This window comes from Caldanaerobius fijiensis DSM 17918 (assembly GCF_900129075.1).
Taxonomy (GTDB): Bacteria; Bacillota; Thermoanaerobacteria; order Thermoanaerobacterales; family Caldanaerobiaceae; genus Caldanaerobius; species Caldanaerobius fijiensis.
Genome location: NZ_FQVH01000007.1, coordinates 30,902 through 48,085 on the forward strand (window position 1 = coordinate 30,902; position 17,184 = coordinate 48,085).

Consider the following 17,184-nt stretch of genomic DNA (forward strand, 5'->3'; position numbering starts at 1 on the left):
TTTGCCTTATCTCTTTCCCTCTTGTGGAGTACCATACATGTACGGCCTCTTTTCGTTTTTATCCATTTTACCTTCTACAGCCTTTTGAGCATCAAACCTGTCCAGTATGGGAATATTCATAAGCCTTATAAATATGTCAGCCCATTCTTCTTGTTCTTCCTGGGCCCCTAATCCTTTTTTGACAGCATTTATGTACTCACCTATTTCCGACGTTATAAGGGCCATAAGGTAAAACTTCAAAACTTTCATTGCAAACTGTTCTCCCCAATCTCTGGAAAGAGATGTATATATCATGTCCCATTCCTTTTTAAAGCCTTTATCTATCAGCAATCTATCAATTCGCTCTTCCATTTCTTTTATCATACTGCTCTCTCCTCTCCTCTTAGCCTGTGGTATAGTTCAACTATCTTTTTAAAATCCTGCCTTGTAAGCTCTATCTTTGATGTATCTCTGAGAATGGCTGCCGGATGAAACGTCGGGATAAGGTAGACGCCCTTTCGCTCAATGATATTACCCCTTATCTGAGTTATCTTTGCTTTTCGGTCTATAATATATTTCATCGCCGTAGCACCAAGGCATACGATTATCTTTGGCGCTATAATCGCGACCTGATTTCTCAAATAAGGCAAACACGCTTCCGCTTCCTCATCCGTAGGCACCCTATTGCCCGGCGGTCTACATTTGACAATATTGGCGATATATACCTCTTCTCTTTTCAAGCCAACCTCAGCCATCAATTTGTCCAATAACTGACCTGCTCTACCCACAAAAGGTCTTCCTTGAAGATCTTCGTCTTTCCCCGGCCCTTCTCCCACAAACATGATATCCGCCCTTAGGTTACCTTCACCAAATACAACGCTGTTTCTGCCCTCATGAAGCGGGCACTTAGTACATTCCATGCACTCACTGTAAAGATCTCTTAAATTTTTCAGCGCCATCCAACATCACTCACCATCTTATTCTGGCTGCTCCAGTTTTGATCGCAGATGCACTTACTGCCTCTGCCACAGCCGCAACAACCCTCTCGTCGAATACCGATGGAATTATATAATCAGGCCTCAATTCGTTATCAGAAATCAGAGACGATATAGCATCAGCAGCAGCAAGTTTCATATCTTCATTTATGTCTTTTGCCCTGACCTTCAGTGCCCCCTTAAACACGCCGGGAAATGCCAGTACATTATTTATTTGATTTGGAAAATCAGACCTACCCGTGCCCACGATATATGCTCCAGCACTGTAAGCTTCATCAGGCATTATCTCTGGAATCGGATTGGCCATAGCAAAAACTATCGGGCGATCTGCCATGGATTTCACCATCTCTCCTTTTAAAACACCTCCCGCCGATACCCCTATAAACACATCGGCCCCGCGAATTGCATCGGCCAGATTGCCGCGTATCCTGAAGGGATTGGTTAAAACCGCCATTTCCCTGTGAACCCCTTCCAAAGTATCATCATCGCTGGAAAGTATCCCTTTTTTGTCACACATCACAATATTTTTCGCGCCCGCTTTCAATAACAGCTTCGCAATAGCAATACCTGCTGCACCAGCACCATTTATGACTATCTTTACCTCAGCTATAGTTTTGTCCACAAGTTTCAGAGCATTTTTTAGAGCCGCCAATACCACAATGGCAGTTCCGTGTTGGTCATCGTGGAAAACAGGGATGTCTAAAATTGCCTTCAACCTGCTTTCGATTTCAAAGCATTTGGGCGCTTTGATATCCTCTAGATTTATTCCGCCAAAAGAAGGCGCTATGTATCTCACCGCCTGTACTATTTCATTCACATCGGTGGTGTCAAGACATATAGGAACAGCATCAATACCTGCAAACTCCTTAAAAAGTATAGCTTTCCCCTCCATAACCGGAAGTGCCGCTCTAGGCCCTATGTCTCCTAACCCCAATACCGCTGTTCCATCGCTTACAACGGCTACCATATTACCCTTTGACGTATATCTATAAACACTATCCGGATCATCATGTATCCTCTTGCATGGCTCGGCCACACCAGGGGTATATGCCAGCGACAGATCCCTAGCATTTTTAACTTTCACTTTGCTTTTTATTTCTATCTTTCCCCTATTCTTTTCGTGCAGAGCCAGTGCTTCTTCAACCAGCGACATGTTATCAACTCCTCATAAGACGTAAATCATACTCTTATTTTATTATAAAACAGTATTATAGGCAATAAAAAAAGGACTTTGTCCAAATTTACTCAACAAAAGTCCTGAAAAGGCTATTCCCATGACAATCTATTGCTACAATAGCCGGAAAATCTTCCACATAAAGTTCATATATTGCTTCAGGCCCCAGCTCGGGATATGCTGCTACCTTTGCTGATTTCACCCGCTGTGAGAGCAGCGCACCTGCACCCCCCACCGCTGCAAAATAAACAGCGCCGTATCGTATCATGGCATCAACGACCTCGCGGGATCTTTCTCCTTTTCCTATCATCCCCTTGAGACCCATAGACAGCAATTGTGGTGTATAAACATCCACCCTTCCGCTGGTAGTCGGCCCGCAACTACCTATAACATGACCCGGTTTTGCTGGGCACGGCCCGACATAATAGAGCACCTGATCTTTTATGTTAATCGGTAATGGTTTGCCATCTTTAATTGCCTCAATCATCCTCTTATGGGCAGCATCCCTGGCCGTATAAATGGTACCTGTTATATACACCTTTTGACCTGCCCTCAGATCTTTAACCGTCTCAAGTGTTAAAGGGGTGGCTAACCTCACAATACCACCTCCCTATGCCTGGTGACATGACAGCTTATATTTACCGCTACAGGCAATTGAGCGATATGAGTCGGATACACCTCTATATTGACAGCCAATGCCGTCGTACTCCCTCCAAGGCCCTGAGGCCCAATCCCCAATTTGTTTATCTCTCTCAACAATTGTTCTTCAAGCCAGCCGTACACCGGATGCCTTATATCAATAGGCCGCGTCAGCGCCTTCTTGGCCAGGTATGGAGCGTATTCGAAATTTCCTCCTATACCGACGCCTACTATTATTGGTGGGCAGGGATTAGCTCCGGCCTTCTTCACCGTATCAAGCACAAACCTTTTTACCCCCTCTACGCCGTCAGCAGGCTTCAGCATGGCTAAAGAACTCATATTCTCGCTGCCAGCCCCCTTCGGACACACAACGATCCTTATCTTATCCCCTTCTACCACTTCTACGTGTATGATAGCAGGCGTATTGTCTCCGGTATTTACCCTGTCCATAAGTGGATCTGCAACCACTGATTTCCTCAGGTATCCCTCTTTATAACCTATTCTTACGCCTTCATTTATCGCGTCTTTGAGGTTACCTCCTATTATATGCACATCCTGCCCCAATTCCACAAAGACAACAGCAATGCCTGTATCCTGGCAAATAGGCAACTGGCTTTGTCTTGCTATTTCCTGATTTTCAATTATCATCTGCAATATTTCTTTAGCATGAGATATTTCTTCTGTGTCCAGAGCCTCATTTATTTTGTCGAGCACATCTTTATTTAAATTACAATTGGATGAAATGCAAAGATCCCTTACCGCAGCAGTTATATCTGCTGCCTTAATTTCCTTCAAAATCAACCCCGTCCTTTTCTATCCTTTTTATCTATCCGCTTAACTTCACTTTTATATTGTATCACAAACCAGCATATATATCTATGTGGGCAAAAAACAAGTTTATAGGCGAAGGCTATAGTTTCTTTCTTCTTCCTCAATGAGGCTCGCAGCTTTTCTATCAATTACAAGAGTAACATCGGGATGAAGGGCAAGGACTGTTGAAGGCACATTTGTAGTAAGGTATCCTTTTATGGTTTCCCGTATAGCCTTCGCCTTGTTTTCGCCGGATGCCAGCAGGATAATCTTTTTAGCCTTCATAATCGTGCCTATACCCATGGTTATAGCCCTTCTTGGCACCTCATCAGCACTGTGAAAAAATCTCTTATTAGCCTCTATTGTCTCTTTAGCCAGCTGTACCACATGGGTTTTCGTATCTATGTTGGTATCAGGTTCATTAAAACCTATATGGCCGTTTACTCCCAATCCTAATATCTGAAGGTCAATTCCCCCTGCTTCCCTTATAGCTTCTTCGTATTTTTCACATTCCTCCTCCAAATCCTCAGCGCATCCATCAGGTATGTGAATGTTTTCCGGCTTTATGTTTATGTGGTCAAAAAAATTTTTGTGCATATAATAATGATAGCTTTGCTCATGGTCCGCAGGTAAACCGATGTACTCATCAAGATTAAAAGATACCACATTAGAAAAATCGATAATACCTTTCTTATACATTTCAACAAGTTCACCATACATACCTAATGGTGTACTGCCTGTAGCCAGTCCCAGTACCAGATTGGGCTTGTTTTTTATCTCCCACGCCACCATTTCTGCTGCTTTTCTGCTCATATCCTTGTAATCTTCGGTTATAAATATCCTCATATCAATACCCCTTTCAATATATCAATAGATTCCAATACCCGTGCTACTCCGCCTATACACCCAGCATTGTTACCTAGCAAGGATTTTTCGATGGTCACATCAAAGGGTGCCAACCTATTCACAGACGCCCTGATCTTATCCATTGCTTTGTCTCCGGCATAGTATAGATCGCCGCCTAATATCACTTTTCTAGGATTTATAACAGCGATCAAATTTGCGATCCCCATAACCAGCAGTTCAATATATTCATCAATTACCCTTTGGCACAATTTATCGCCAAGTTCATATCCCGCGAAAACCATATGCGGTTTGATCGCCGAATCAGATTCTCTAATCGCTTTATGGAGATACGAATCACTATAGCTGTTCATCAACTTCAAGGCATTTCGCACCATGGCGTGATCGGCCGCCTGCAACTCAAAAGCGCCAAAATCATTAAGGGTAAAGCTCTCCTTGACCCTTTGTCCAAGTACCATATAGCCGATCTCTCCAGCCGTATAGCTGCTGCCTCTATATAGTTTTCCATCAATTATTATTCCACAACCTATGCCTCTGGCCACAGATAGGTATATGAAGTTATCAATCCCTACGCCAGCACCCTTCCACTTTTCTCCAAGTGCTGACAGTTTTACATCATTTTCAGGATAAACAGGTAGTCCTATTTTTCCCTCTAATTCTCTTGATATCTTTACATTTTGCCATTTTAAAGCTGGTGAATATACGACAGAGGCTTCTTCAATATTCACTATCCCTGGAATTCCTATCCCTACTCCTAGTACCTCCTTTTGATCTCTTAATTTATTTACGATGTCAACCACATCCCTTATGACATCTTCATCACTATTCAATCTGTATATAGTGCTATTTAAAATATTGCCACCTAAATCAGACAGCACCGCCCTTATGCTATAACCGCTGATATTTATACCTATAACCCTGGCTACATCAGGGTTAAAAACCAGATTTATTGGCTTTCTGCCACCATTAGATGAAGCCTCGCCTTTACCCTCTTCTTTTACATAGCCCATTTTAATAAGTTCATCTATAATTGATGAAACAGCAGATTTGCTCATGTTAAGTTCTTTAGCTATATCAGCCCTGGAAACAGGTCCTTTATGAACTATTAAGCTGATAACATTAGCCATGTTTATATTCTTCATCATCTGCGTAGATGCCTTTTTATAATCTCCCACTTTATTGCCTCCATAGTTCGTTCTCTTGACTAACTAATTTGATTCTACCATACATAGCTTAATTTTGCAATACTGGCTACTCATTTATACACCTATTGATGTTTTAGCACCGTTAATTATAATTTGTGAATATAAAAAGACCGTAAAGAGTTTCACTAATCCACATAAACCCTTTTACGGTCCCGTATCTCTACTATTTTATATGCAGCATATTATTTTACCTCAAAATTAATAATGTTATTTACATTTCCGTAAACATCTCCATAAACACTTCCATAAACGCTCTCTGACACAGTATCATTATTCTCCTCGTTATCATTTTCCTCTTCTATGTCTATGTCTCCAGTTTTTCCGTCATATTTTACCTTCGCACCAAAAATCTCACTTATCAACCTTAAAGGTACAAAAGTACGATCCTTAATTATCTGCATAGAAACATCGCTCTCGAGTTTTTTATCGTTTACATATACCTCATTATTGGCAAGATCTAATTTAATCGTTATATCACCCTTTGTTATTATCACCGTGGAAGTTGTAGAATCATATTCTACATCGGCTTTAAATCCATTTGCTATAGCTCGAATAGGAACTAATGTTCTTCCATCTTTTATAACCGGTGGAACATCAAAACTAATCACAACATTATTTACTCTTATAACACCTTTCTTTTTTTCCTCATACCTGTTTTCATTTCTTAATTCATTTCTGTTGCCCTCTTTATTATTCTCATCTTTATTTTTTTCAAGCCTATTTTCATACCTTAATTCCTCTCTATTGACTTTTTGGTTATCCTCAAGTTTGTTTTTTCCAGCACTTAGTTCATCTTTTGTAGCTTTTTTATCTTGTTCATCCTTGTTTTCGTCTCCATAAGACTCTTCATCTTTTTGCTCTCCATAAGACTCTTCATTCTTTTGTTCCCCGTAAGACTCTTCATTTTTTTGTTCAACTATTTGTTTGCCTGCCTTTAGTAATTTGCTTTCTCCAACCTTTACTTGATATGCGTAAACCGGCAACATAATACTCATCAAAAAAAACACTGTCAACAACACTGCAATCTTTTTACCCATAAAATTTTCCCTCCATATTAGATTTTACCTCAGGAATATTATAGCAATTCAATCTTCCCATTGTCAAATTAACCCCCTTGACATGATACAAAGTGTACCAATAAAAACAGCTAGTTTTAGACAGAATATAACCTTGGAATCTAATTATACTGACATTAATGATATATTTAACAAAAACTTAATATAAAATTTACCTTAATTTTATATTTACATAACATTGAGTAAACAATGGACATGTATCATCTAACTTGTAACAAAATTTTATGGAGGTGCTTTGCATGAAAGCAAGCAAAAAAATATTTGCTGTTATAGCTATCTTATTGATAGGACTCCTGGTACTTGCAGGATGTAGAAGCCAGAACAATTCGTCAGGTTCGTCCGGTAATAGCAACCAAAAGCAATCTCAAGAACAGTCTAATTCTAAATCAAACAGCAATGTTTCAGGTACTTTGACGATAGCAGGCTCTACGGCATTACAACCTTTGGTTGAGCAGGCCGCCAATCAGTTTATGAGCAAGAACCCCAGTGCCCAGATCACCGTACAGGGTGGTGGAAGCGGCAAAGGCCTTTCTATGGTAGCAGACGGTAGTGTTAATATTGGAGATTCTGATATTTTTGCAGAAGAAAAATTAGACGCAAATACAGCAAAGCAGCTGGTTGATCATAAAGTGGCTGTCGTCGGTTTTGCTACCGTAGTAAATCCCAAGATCACTGTTGACAACCTTACAAAACAACAGCTGATCGATATATTCACAGGTAAAATAAAGAACTGGAAAGAAGTTGGAGGACCCGATCAGAAAGTTGTTGTTATAAACAGACCTACCAGCTCGGGAACCAGAGCCACGTTTAAGAAATACGCATTAGACGGTAAAGAAGAAGCACAGGGCCTTGCTTTGACAGAGGATTCTTCAGGTGCAGTGAGAAAGGCTGTAGCAGATACTCCCGGTGCTATAAGTTATCTGGCACTTTCCTATGTAGATAATTCTGTAAAGGCCCTAAAACTCGATGGTGTTGAGCCTACTGTTGAAAATATAACATCAGGTAAATATCCAATCTGGTCATATGAGCACATGTATACAAAAGGCGAACCAACAGGTCTTGCAAAGGCATTTTTGGATTACATGATGAGCAGCGAGGTCACTCCGCTGGTAAAACAGATGGGGTACATTCCTATTTCTGATATGAAGGTATCAAGAGATAAATAATCCCAAAAGCCCTCGATAGAGGGCTTTTATTTATATAATGTAATGACGAAAAGGAGGAATCTCGGTGAGCATCTTTCGCTCTTTTAACAAAAGGGTAAATATACAGTGGAAGCTAGTAGTTATGTTTTCGGCACTTATAATAATTGTACTAACATTGACCAGTGGTATCTCATATTATATCAGCAGCAATACCATAAAAACCCTTATAAAGGGGCGGTTATTGAACTCGGAAAAAACTATAATCGAAAAAATTGCTCTTCTGGAAGCTACCAGTACCTCAAAAGACCTGCAACGCAAGTTGGATTATTCCCTTATAAGTGAAAAAGTCAGTTACAACCAACAGGGATTGCATCCTTACATATTTATCATGGATAGAAATGGCGATACCGTTAAGATGTTTTCAAGTAATAAGGATAATAATACTGATAATAATACTGTTCAAAATGAAATAAAAAAAAGACTTCAGGATATGTTTAAAAAGAAAGCAGGTATCACTAACATAGGCGAAGGCCGTCAAAAACTTACAGCAGCATTTGGATATATTGTCGAAAAGGATCAGCTGTATATAATAGCGCTAAAGGATAGCGAATATCTGGCGCCTGTAAATAAAATAAGGAATATTACACTTTTGCTCATATTCTTCTCTATAACACTGGTAATAGCAATTGCGTGGATTGGATCGCTGATAGGTGTAACCCGTCCTATAAATAAATTGTTGACTTTTTTATCCCGGATAGATAAAGATAACCTCAATGAGAGAATTGATTTAAGCGATGCAGGACCTGAGTTTGCTCTTTTAGGTAATGGTATAAATAAGATGATTGGGAATATAGAGAGTTTAATTGATGAAATAGGTAAAACATCCGATTTGTTGGTAAATGAAGGCAGAGAACTCCAGGTTATATCAAAAAGAGCCAGGCAAGAAGATGGAATGATAATTGATATTATAAAAGAATTAAGAGATCATTCAGAAAATCAAAATCATATTGTAAATGATACTGTATCAATGTCAAACAATATGATGTCATATATAATGGAAATAATCACTCAGATTCATTATACGGCTAAGATCAGTGCAGATCTTGTAGAACAGTCAAAAAATGGTTTGCATGCGCTAGGTAGCATGGAAAAGAATATAGGAGTAGTTTTCGACTTTGTAAATAGGGTGGTTAAGTTATCTAAGAACTTCGAACAGAGCATAAAAAGGATTAATGATATCGCAACAATTATAAGGAATATATCTAATCAGATACATATGATATCACTTAATGCATCTATACAAGCCGCCAAGGCCAGCAATTATGGTTATGGTTTTTCAGTGGTAGCCCAAGAAATAAGAGAATTATCTCAAAAGACCACCAGCAGCGTCGAGGATGTCAATAGCATCGTGAACAGCGTGATAGAAGATATGATGGCCTTGAATAAGTCGGCTTTAAAAGGAGCAGAGGCCGTTAAATTAAGTGATAAGACCATAGAGGATGTAAATAAAATATTTCAAAATATAAATAGCTATATTGAAAATACCGAAAATTATATTGCCAGCATGGAAAGCAGAGCCAAATTACTTATAGATTTATTAAAACAACTTGAAAATATGATGAAAAGTATCCAAATAAACACGGGCGATGCATTATCCAGGGTATCTGAAGTTGCTGTAACCCTTGAAACCCATGGCGAAATAACCAACAAATTGGAAAGTAAGGCATCTGCATTGTTGATAATGGCTCAGAAATTAAATCAGACCATGAATTAATCATAAATTTACAGATTATAAATAAATTTTTAATATATTTAAAGACAATATAATACACCTTTAACATAAATACGCTACAATTTTATCGTTAAGAAAAGATGAGAGAGGAGGGTTACGTTTGGGAGTTTTGTGGGATTTTAATGCACTGGCATATAAAAATGATGAAGAGCGCTCAAAGATAATATATAAATATATGACTCATGGGAAAAAACTCGCACTGCTCATAGAAAAACTCAATAAAAAAAGCATAGAGAACAAAAAAGGTGTACTCATTGAAAAGCTCTCATCCTTATAAGGATGGAGTTTTTTTATTATTGCATTAAAACGTATGAAATGGTATAATTTGATACACATAAAATAGGTGGCGTCAGCGATTAAGGTGTGAGAGAGAGGGGGAATTAAAATTAACGCTCATCTTAAATTGTTAGCTATAGATTTCGGCGCCAATAGCGGGCGCGGCATCCTGGGTAAATTTGACGGTCAAAAACTCGAAATGCAAGAAATACATCGATTCTCTAACGATCCTGTCCGCATCCCTGATGGACTTCATTGGGATATCCTGCGTCTATTCCACGAGATCAAGCAAAGCATTTTAAAATGCTCATCTACAGGTAATAGCGATATAAAAGGTATAGGTGTAGATACATGGGGGGTGGATTTCGGCCTTTTAGGCAAATCCGGTGAACTTCTCGGAAATCCATATCATTATCGCGATGATAGGACCCATGGGATGATAGATGAAGCGTGCAAGAGAATAAACAAGATGACGCTGTATTCCATCACAGGTAGTCAATTTCAGCCGTTTAACACCATTTATCAGCTTTTATCCATGGTAATAAATCGTTCTCCTATTCTGGAAAACGCAAAAACCATGTTACTTTTGCCAGACCTGTTTAACTACTTTATGACAGGAGAAAAAGCCAGCGAATTTACAATAGTATCTACCACACAATTATACGACGTACATACTGGCGACTGGGCCTGGAATATTATAGATGCCATGGGAATTCCACAACATATCTTTACAAAAATTGTCCCTGCAGGCTCTATAAGGGGTAAAATAATGCCATCATTGGCTTCAGAACTCTTTATAAATGAGATTCCGGTAATCTCAGTAGCTTCCCACGATACCGGTTCAGCTGTGGCAGCAGTACCTTTTGTAGAAAAAGATGCTGCTTTTCTCAGCAGCGGCACATGGTCTTTAATAGGAGTCGAGGTAGAAAAACCCGTCATAAACTCCAAAGCATTGGAATACAATCTCACCAATGAGGGCTGCGTGGGTGGTACATTCAGGTTGCTGAAAAATATAGCAGGATTATGGATTTTTCAAGAATGCAAACGCTTCTGGGATAAACAGGGAACCGAAGAAAATTATGACCAGCTGGAGGAAAAAGCAAAATCTGCACAACCTTTTAAAACGTTTATCGATCCCGACGATGACCTCTTTTACAGTCCTGGCAACATGCCTGGTAAAATCGTTGAATACTGCAGAAAAACAGGACAATACGTGCCTCAGAACAAAGGCGAAATCGTACGATGCGTATTGGAAAGCCTGGCCCTAAAATACAGGCTGGCTATAGAACAGCTGGAAGAGGTAACAGGCCAAAAGCTAAATACCATTCACATTGTAGGAGGCGGCACAAAAGACAAAATGTTGTGTCAGTTTACAGCTAACGCCACAAAACGCCGCGTCATCGCCGGACCAGTTGAAGCTACAGCTATAGGTAACTTGTTGGTTCAGATCATGGCTCTAGGAGAGATAAAGGATATAAAGCAGGCAAGGGATGTCGTAAAGCGTTCTTTTGCTACACAGGAATACCTGCCCCAGGATAGTCAGCAATGGGATGATGCATATAACAGGTATGTTCGATTGTTAAAGAGAGATTGAATTGAGTATATAAAGTAAATAAAACAAGATGTTTAAAAAGGGGTGTTGACAATGAGAGACGAGTACAGGATATGGGAACAGCGACAAATAGACCGTGGAATAGACGTCGAATGGGTCAAAGAGCGCATCAAAGAATTCAAGGTAGAGACTCCATCATGGGGATACGGAGATTCAGGTACCCGATTCAAAACGTTTAAGCAGGCAGGTGTCCCCAGAAACCTCTTTGAAAAGTTAGAAGACGCTGCACAGGTAAATAAATATACGGGGATATGCCCGACAGTAGCCATACACATACCCTGGGATAAAGAAGACGATTATTCTAAAGTAGTAGAATATGCTGCCCAGCTGGGCTTAAAGATAGGCGCTGTAAACCCCAATCTCTTTCAAGACGACGATTATAAATTCGGCAGTATCACCAATGTGCGCCCGGAAGTACGGCGAAAGGCTATCGACCATATGCTGGAGTGTATTGATATCGCAAAACAGGTGGGTTCAAAGATAATAAGCCTGTGGCTGGCCGACGGCACCAATTATCCTGGTCAAGGAGATTTTCGAGCCAGAAAGCATTGGATTGAAGAATCGTTGCAGGAAGTATATGCTGCACTTGAGGATGACATGCGTTTATTGATCGAATACAAATGTTTTGAACCTGGTTTTTACCACACGGATATAGCTGACTGGGGAATGTCATATACCTTCGCATCAAAATTGGGACCAAAAGCTCAGGTACTGGTGGACCTGGGACATCACCTGCAAGGAACCAATGTAGAACACATTGTGGCATTCCTTCTCGATGAGGGAAAGATCGGCGGTTTCCACTTCAATAACAGAAAATACGCCGACGACGACCTGATAGTAGGCTCTATAAATCCCTATGAACTCTTCCTCATTTTCAATGAGTTGGTAGCTGCAAGCCTTGATAGCAAAACGGCATCCACTGCCGCAAACATAGCCTATATGATTGACCAGAGCCATTGCATTGAGCCCAAGATCCCCGCTATGATACGATCGGTCCTTAACATACAGACAGCCTATGCTAAGGCCTTGCTGGTAAACCGTGAACAGTTAAAAGCGGCACAAGAAGCCAATGATGTCATGGCAGCAGAAGCAGCCGTTAGAGAAGCCTTTGAAACAGATGTAAGACCGCTTCTTGAAATGGTAAGAGAAGAAATGGGCCTAAATCCTGATCCATTGAAGGCATATCTCGAAAGTGGTTATGGCGAAAAAATTCTCTCAAGAGGCATTGGCGGCAAAGGCTGGGAATAGCTCTTCCAGCCCTTGAAATCGAAAGCCTTCCATGAATATAGACGGAAGGCTTTTCTTTTGACACAGTCTGTTGACATGTATATCCACTACTGGTAATATAAAATTAACAAACATAAAGGGGTGATTTTTTGATAAAAATAAGCAATCTCACCAAGCGGTTTGGCAACACCATCGCCGTAAATGATATATCCTTTGAAATCAACGACGGCGAAATTTTTGGCCTGCTAGGCGAAAATGGCGCAGGCAAGACCACCACCATGAGAATGCTTGCAACTATGCTTAAACCCACATCAGGCACCGCTACAATCAACGGCTACGACATCGTAGAACAACCCTCCGAAGTGAGAAAGCACGTTGGTATACTATTTGGTGGCGAAGCAGGACTTTATGACAGGCTGACAGCAAGAGAGAATATCGCTTATTTTGCTGAACTGAGCGGCATGGAAGCTGATAAAATCAATAAAAGAATAGATGAACTGGCAGAAATACTGGACATGAGGGATTTCATCGACAAAAGAGTGGGTAGATTCTCCAAAGGTATGAAGCAAAAGGTAACAATAGCCAGATCCATCGTGCACAATCCCGATGTCATGCTTTTAGATGAACCCAGTATCGGCCTTGATGTCACTACAACGCGGTTGCTCCACGATTTTATCAAAAGTTGCAAAGAGCAGGGAAAATCAGTATTGTATTCTAGCCACATAATGAGCGAAATTGAAAAGCTGTGCGACAGGTTGGCGATAATTCACAAAGGCGTATTAATTACCGTGTGTAGCATCGAAGATTTAAAAGCAAAATATCAGGATCAAAGCCTGGAAGAAATATTTATAAAACTTGTGGGGGGCTATCATGAATAAGGTGTTGACAGTTTTTAAAAAAGAAATAAAAGATGCTTTTAGGGACAGGCGTACATTAATATCAAGCATACTGATACCTGCACTGCTGATACCTGTACTCTTTTTGCTCATGGGTAACAGCATATCAGGAGTTCAAAAGTCAGTAAAACAGGAAGGCTTTAAGGTTTCTTTTCAGGGGAAAAATACGTACCTAGAGCAATTCCTTTCACGCCAACCATATATTAAAATTGTACAATCCGATAATCCACAGAAAATGCTTCAAGACGGCAAAATTCAGGCAATAATTGTTGTACCTGACGACTTTAACAGCGCTATCGAAGAAGGCAAGCAAGTCGATCTCTCCATTCTATACGATCAAAGCAGTTCCAAATCATCTATGGGATTAGCTTCTCTAACAGGCGCCATTGACGCTTTTTCTAAAAGTATAGCCAATGAGCGTTTAAAATCTAAAGGCATAGATCCTCAACTTATATACCCTGTTGTAACCAAAGTCACTGATATAGCTGCGAAAAAAAATGGTGAAGGGGCTTTTGTACTCTCATTTATCATACCATTATTTTTAATGATGTGGCCTGCTATCGGTGCTATGATATCGGCAGCTGACAGCGGCGCCGGTGAAAAAGAAAGAGGTACTCTGGAACCTCTGCTAGCCACTCAGGCAAGCAGAACCGCAATCGCTGTTGGTAAATGGCTGGCAATATCCATCGCATCATTGACAGGAGCTGTAGCATTTACCATTGGTCTAATTATAAGTTTGCAGATAAATCCCATGGCTTTTGGAGGCAAGATTTACATATCAATCCTGCCCATTACCATAATGACTATATTAGGTGTGCTTGTATCGTTGATGTATAGTGCTTTTATGCTAGCCCTTAGCATTTTTGCGCGCAATACCAAAGAAGCAAATACGTATATGAGCCCCATAAATATAATAGCAATGGTACCCGCATACCTGACATTTTATACTGATATAAAGTCAATACCTCTCTGGCAGTACGTTATTCCCTTTTATAATATCGTACTGGTATTAAAAGAATCTCTGTCTGGGACCGTCAATATAATTCATCTGGGTCTCGCAATATTAGGGGCATGTATTCTCATTTTGCTAGCATTGATAGTTGCTATCAAGATGTTTAACGATGAAAAGGTAATATTTAGAAATTAAAAGAGGTGGCAATAACCACCTCTCATCAGTCCTTTAACACATTGTTTTTTATCTGAGCCTTTGCCTGTTGTTGTTGCTGCTGTTGTTGAGCTGCCTGCATCTGATTTAATTCATTTTTTTGGTTCAGATAATTGAGCCTATTATTAAGCATATCAATATGCCTTTGCATATCCTGTTCCATCTGTTTAAACATCTGTTTAGCCATCTGATCCTCGGTCTTGTTACCAAAATCAGCATAGTTCGCCAAAGCCGATTGCGCAGCAATTTTTGCCTTTTCCAAATCACTTTTTACTGTCATGTGGCATACCTCCATTGTTCTTTTTGTTTACCACATTAATTATTGTGTACAATCAAACAATAAATAATCCTGTTAATACATTCTATAATAGTATGTGCTTTAACAATAACATCAGAATGATGCCAGGTATGCCAAGCAATCCTGCTACAATTGCTGTTACAGGGTTTAAAGCTATTCCTATACCTACAAAAGAGCCAAAGACATTTAATATGTAAAGCAATATTCCACCAATAATAGTATTAAATAGAAATTTTAAAAAAATTTTTATCGGAATAAATAAAATCCAGCCCAACAAAAATAAAAGCCCAAGAGCCATAATGTACGCAAAAACTACGCTATATTCTATGCCCAGGCTCACATAACCATCCCCTTATCCGTCTCATCCAGCACATCCTTTGATGAGAGATTGATCCCCTGCGATTGTGCACATTTCAAAAGATAAATATATTTCTTTCTAGCCGCCTCTAGTTGGAAAATGGCATGATCTACCAGATCCGGATCGGATACAGTCTCAAAATATCTCTCAGCTATCTGCATCTCCTCTCTGGCTTTTTCTATTATATCGATATACGCTTGTTTTTCGTCCACTATCTTATTTTGACTTTGGCTACCAATCATTGAAACAAATGCCGCTGCCACACTCCGAACAAACTTACTATACATAAATAAGGTCCTCCCTAAAATATATTATATGTCAATTATTAACCATGGGAGCCTTATTTATACTTATGCGAATATTTATACTTTTATACATTTCATATTTCTCTTATGTATTTACGAAATTTTTAATATCATCGCTATTAAGAAGTCACGATTTATGACAGTTACTCATCAGGCCAAATCAGCTATGAGGCTTAACACCTCCGAATCAATCTTTCCATCTTTTGCACTTTTACCCAGCATCTCGATAGCTTCCTTGTGGCTTAAACCTTTTCTATATGGTCTATCCTCCGTAAGAGCCGTATACATATCGCATATACCTATAAGTTGATCATAAAATGTCAACTGTTCTTTGCACAAGCGTTCAGGATAGCCACTGCAATCAAGTTTTTCGTGATGATTTCCCGCCCATTGAGCTATGTCCTCAAACCCTTCAATTTGTCTTAAGATCACTTTAGTATAATAAGGGTGTGACTTTATCACGTTAAATTCATAGTCGTCAAGTTTACCTTGTTTTTCCAGTATCTCGTTGGGTACCACCAGTTTGCCTAAGTCGTGAAGTAGTGCTGCTATGTAGATCTTACCGTTAGTTAAGTCATCATTATGGCATTTTCTGCAGACATTCAACGCCGTTTTAGCCAGCCTTTTTGAATGGTTATACGTAAACCGGCTTCTGATATCTATTATATCGGCAAATACCTCCGCAATGCCAATCAATTTATCAACATCTAAATATACTATATGATCAAAAACTACGTCAGGTCGCGCATATATTTCATCAAAATGAACCATGTCAAGCCAGAATTTATCTGCCTGCATAAGCTTTAAAAGAATCGCTACAATCTCCGGATCAAACATCTTGTTCCCGTTGTACTTAAGCCAATTCATCAGGTGCCCCTTTTGATCGTAATAATCTCTCGATTTGTCAAACCTTATATCAAATTGGTCTACAGCATAGATGATCCGCGAGCCCAAAGGTATATCTTCACCTTTTATCTTAAATCCGCCACTGCCATCCCAATTTTCGTGATGATACCTTATTATATCAGAAATCTTATCGCCAATAGGTAAATTCTTTACTATTTCACTGCCCTTTTTTGCATGCAGCATAGCAATATCAGAATTAAAATGTTCTTCAGCCATGGCACTGCTCATACCTATATCGTGAAGCAGGCCTGCATAATAAAGTTCCCTCATTGCCTCTTTGCCAAGGCCTAATTTTTCAGAAACCACAAGAGATAAAAAGGCAACTCTGCGGCCATGCCCATACGGCACGTTTTCCGCCAGGTCCAATGCCAGTGAAAGGGCAGAAAAAACACGGTCAAGAGCAATTGATGTAACCATAACAAACTCCTTTCAAAAATAAAATAAACTCCATTTTTAAATAAA

Annotated in this window: 19 protein-coding genes; 7 read left to right on the forward strand and 12 right to left on the reverse strand. The window is 39.7% G+C overall.

Going from position 1 to position 17,184, the window contains the following annotated elements; all coding sequences use genetic code 11:
* Positions 1 to 6: 6 nt before the first annotated feature.
* The 8 genes from BUB87_RS04620 to BUB87_RS04655 form a co-directional block, all read right to left on the reverse strand.
* On the reverse strand, positions 7 to 363 hold the full coding sequence (locus tag BUB87_RS04620) for a nucleoside triphosphate pyrophosphohydrolase family protein (protein WP_073342168.1): 357 nt from the start codon (positions 361 to 363) through the stop codon (positions 7 to 9).
* Positions 360 to 938, reverse strand: coding sequence for a uracil-DNA glycosylase (locus tag BUB87_RS04625; RefSeq protein ID WP_073342170.1), 579 nt, complete (start codon positions 936 to 938; stop codon positions 360 to 362). Before BUB87_RS04625 ends, BUB87_RS04620 begins: the two co-directional genes overlap by 4 nt.
* 10 nt (positions 939 to 948) lie before the next feature.
* On the reverse strand, positions 949 to 2,127 hold the full coding sequence (locus BUB87_RS04630; protein WP_073342172.1) for an NAD(P)-dependent malic enzyme: 1,179 nt from the start codon (positions 2,125 to 2,127) through the stop codon (positions 949 to 951).
* 88 nt (positions 2,128 to 2,215) lie between these two features.
* Entirely contained in the window at positions 2,216 to 2,749 is a 534-nt protein-coding gene (locus BUB87_RS04635; RefSeq protein ID WP_073342174.1) for a Fe-S-containing hydro-lyase, read from the reverse strand.
* Positions 2,743 to 3,582, reverse strand: a complete 840-nt coding sequence (locus BUB87_RS04640; protein WP_073342175.1) for a fumarate hydratase — start codon at positions 3,580 to 3,582, stop codon at positions 2,743 to 2,745. The genes BUB87_RS04635 and BUB87_RS04640 overlap by 7 nt, the downstream gene beginning before the upstream one ends.
* Before the next feature lie 102 nt (positions 3,583 to 3,684).
* Positions 3,685 to 4,443 (reverse strand): glucosamine-6-phosphate deaminase, encoded by a 759-nt coding sequence (gene nagB / locus BUB87_RS04645; RefSeq protein WP_073342177.1) that lies wholly within the window; start codon positions 4,441 to 4,443, stop codon positions 3,685 to 3,687.
* Positions 4,440 to 5,636 (reverse strand): ROK family transcriptional regulator, encoded by a 1,197-nt coding sequence (locus BUB87_RS04650; RefSeq protein ID WP_073342179.1) that lies wholly within the window; start codon positions 5,634 to 5,636, stop codon positions 4,440 to 4,442. Before BUB87_RS04650 ends, nagB begins: the two co-directional genes overlap by 4 nt.
* Before the next feature lie 212 nt (positions 5,637 to 5,848).
* Positions 5,849 to 6,703, reverse strand: a complete 855-nt coding sequence (locus BUB87_RS04655) for a copper amine oxidase N-terminal domain-containing protein (RefSeq protein WP_073342181.1) — start codon at positions 6,701 to 6,703, stop codon at positions 5,849 to 5,851.
* Between the two features lie 278 nt (positions 6,704 to 6,981).
* Between BUB87_RS04655 and BUB87_RS04660 the strand changes: the two genes are divergently transcribed.
* The 7 genes from BUB87_RS04660 (at position 6,982) to BUB87_RS04685 (ending at position 14,837) form a co-directional block, all read left to right on the forward strand.
* The gene (locus BUB87_RS04660) at positions 6,982 to 7,908 is read left to right on the forward strand and encodes a phosphate ABC transporter substrate-binding protein (protein ID WP_073342183.1); all 927 of its coding nucleotides are present in this window, start codon (positions 6,982 to 6,984) and stop codon (positions 7,906 to 7,908) included.
* Between the two features lie 64 nt (positions 7,909 to 7,972).
* Positions 7,973 to 9,661, forward strand: a complete 1,689-nt coding sequence (locus tag BUB87_RS04665) for a methyl-accepting chemotaxis protein (protein WP_073342185.1) — start codon at positions 7,973 to 7,975, stop codon at positions 9,659 to 9,661.
* 118 nt (positions 9,662 to 9,779) lie between these two features.
* Positions 9,780 to 9,956: a hypothetical protein gene (locus BUB87_RS14345; protein WP_159432367.1), complete on the forward strand. Its 177-nt coding sequence runs from the start codon at positions 9,780 to 9,782 to the stop codon at positions 9,954 to 9,956.
* A 126-nt stretch (positions 9,957 to 10,082) separates the two neighbouring features.
* Positions 10,083 to 11,549 (forward strand): rhamnulokinase, encoded by a 1,467-nt coding sequence (locus BUB87_RS04670; protein WP_234945955.1) that lies wholly within the window; start codon positions 10,083 to 10,085, stop codon positions 11,547 to 11,549.
* Between the two features lie 51 nt (positions 11,550 to 11,600).
* Positions 11,601 to 12,815, forward strand: coding sequence for an L-rhamnose isomerase (rhaI, locus tag BUB87_RS04675; RefSeq protein ID WP_073342189.1), 1,215 nt, complete (start codon positions 11,601 to 11,603; stop codon positions 12,813 to 12,815).
* Between the two features lie 128 nt (positions 12,816 to 12,943).
* Entirely contained in the window at positions 12,944 to 13,672 is a 729-nt protein-coding gene (locus BUB87_RS04680; RefSeq protein WP_073342191.1) for an ABC transporter ATP-binding protein, read from the forward strand.
* Positions 13,665 to 14,837 carry an ABC transporter permease gene (locus BUB87_RS04685; protein ID WP_073342194.1) on the forward strand — a complete coding sequence of 391 codons (1,173 nt, stop codon included), beginning with the start codon at positions 13,665 to 13,667 and terminating at the stop codon, positions 14,835 to 14,837. The genes BUB87_RS04680 and BUB87_RS04685 overlap by 8 nt, the downstream gene beginning before the upstream one ends.
* Before the next feature lie 25 nt (positions 14,838 to 14,862).
* Here the strand turns inward: BUB87_RS04685 and BUB87_RS04690 are convergent, their stop codons facing one another.
* The 4 genes from BUB87_RS04690 to BUB87_RS04705 all read right to left on the reverse strand — a co-directional run bounded on the left by BUB87_RS04690 (position 14,863) and on the right by BUB87_RS04705 (position 17,139).
* On the reverse strand, positions 14,863 to 15,135 hold the full coding sequence (locus BUB87_RS04690) for a DUF1657 domain-containing protein (RefSeq protein ID WP_073342196.1): 273 nt from the start codon (positions 15,133 to 15,135) through the stop codon (positions 14,863 to 14,865).
* An 82-nt stretch (positions 15,136 to 15,217) separates the two neighbouring features.
* Entirely contained in the window at positions 15,218 to 15,493 is a 276-nt protein-coding gene (locus tag BUB87_RS04695) for a pro-sigmaK processing inhibitor BofA family protein (protein WP_073342198.1), read from the reverse strand.
* A complete protein-coding gene (locus BUB87_RS04700; RefSeq protein WP_084110896.1) occupies positions 15,490 to 15,798 on the reverse strand; it encodes a YaaL family protein in 309 nt (102 codons plus the stop codon). The genes BUB87_RS04695 and BUB87_RS04700 overlap by 4 nt, the downstream gene beginning before the upstream one ends.
* A gap of 168 nt (positions 15,799 to 15,966) precedes the next feature.
* Complete coding sequence (locus BUB87_RS04705; protein WP_073342200.1) at positions 15,967 to 17,139, reverse strand: HD-GYP domain-containing protein; 1,173 nt, start codon at positions 17,137 to 17,139, stop codon at positions 15,967 to 15,969.
* Between the last annotated feature and the right edge of the window lie 45 nt (positions 17,140 to 17,184).

Coding starts and splice junctions, on each gene's coding strand:
- BUB87_RS04630 (WP_073342172.1), bottom strand. CDS start 2,127: ATGTCGCTGGTTGAAGAAGCACTGGCTCTGCACGAAAAGAATAGGGGA.
- BUB87_RS04700 (WP_084110896.1), bottom strand. CDS start 15,798: ATGTATAGTAAGTTTGTTCGGAGTGTGGCAGCGGCATTTGTTTCAATG.
- rhaI (WP_073342189.1), top strand. CDS start 11,601: ATGAGAGACGAGTACAGGATATGGGAACAGCGACAAATAGACCGTGGA.
- BUB87_RS04685 (WP_073342194.1), top strand. CDS start 13,665: ATGAATAAGGTGTTGACAGTTTTTAAAAAAGAAATAAAAGATGCTTTT.
- BUB87_RS04705 (WP_073342200.1), bottom strand. CDS start 17,139: ATGGTTACATCAATTGCTCTTGACCGTGTTTTTTCTGCCCTTTCACTG.
- BUB87_RS04620 (WP_073342168.1), bottom strand. CDS start 363: ATGATAAAAGAAATGGAAGAGCGAATTGATAGATTGCTGATAGATAAA.
- nagB (WP_073342177.1), bottom strand. CDS start 4,443: ATGAGGATATTTATAACCGAAGATTACAAGGATATGAGCAGAAAAGCA.
- BUB87_RS04655 (WP_073342181.1), bottom strand. CDS start 6,703: ATGGGTAAAAAGATTGCAGTGTTGTTGACAGTGTTTTTTTTGATGAGT.
- BUB87_RS04625 (WP_073342170.1), bottom strand. CDS start 938: ATGGCGCTGAAAAATTTAAGAGATCTTTACAGTGAGTGCATGGAATGT.
- BUB87_RS04690 (WP_073342196.1), bottom strand. CDS start 15,135: ATGACAGTAAAAAGTGATTTGGAAAAGGCAAAAATTGCTGCGCAATCG.
- BUB87_RS04660 (WP_073342183.1), top strand. CDS start 6,982: ATGAAAGCAAGCAAAAAAATATTTGCTGTTATAGCTATCTTATTGATA.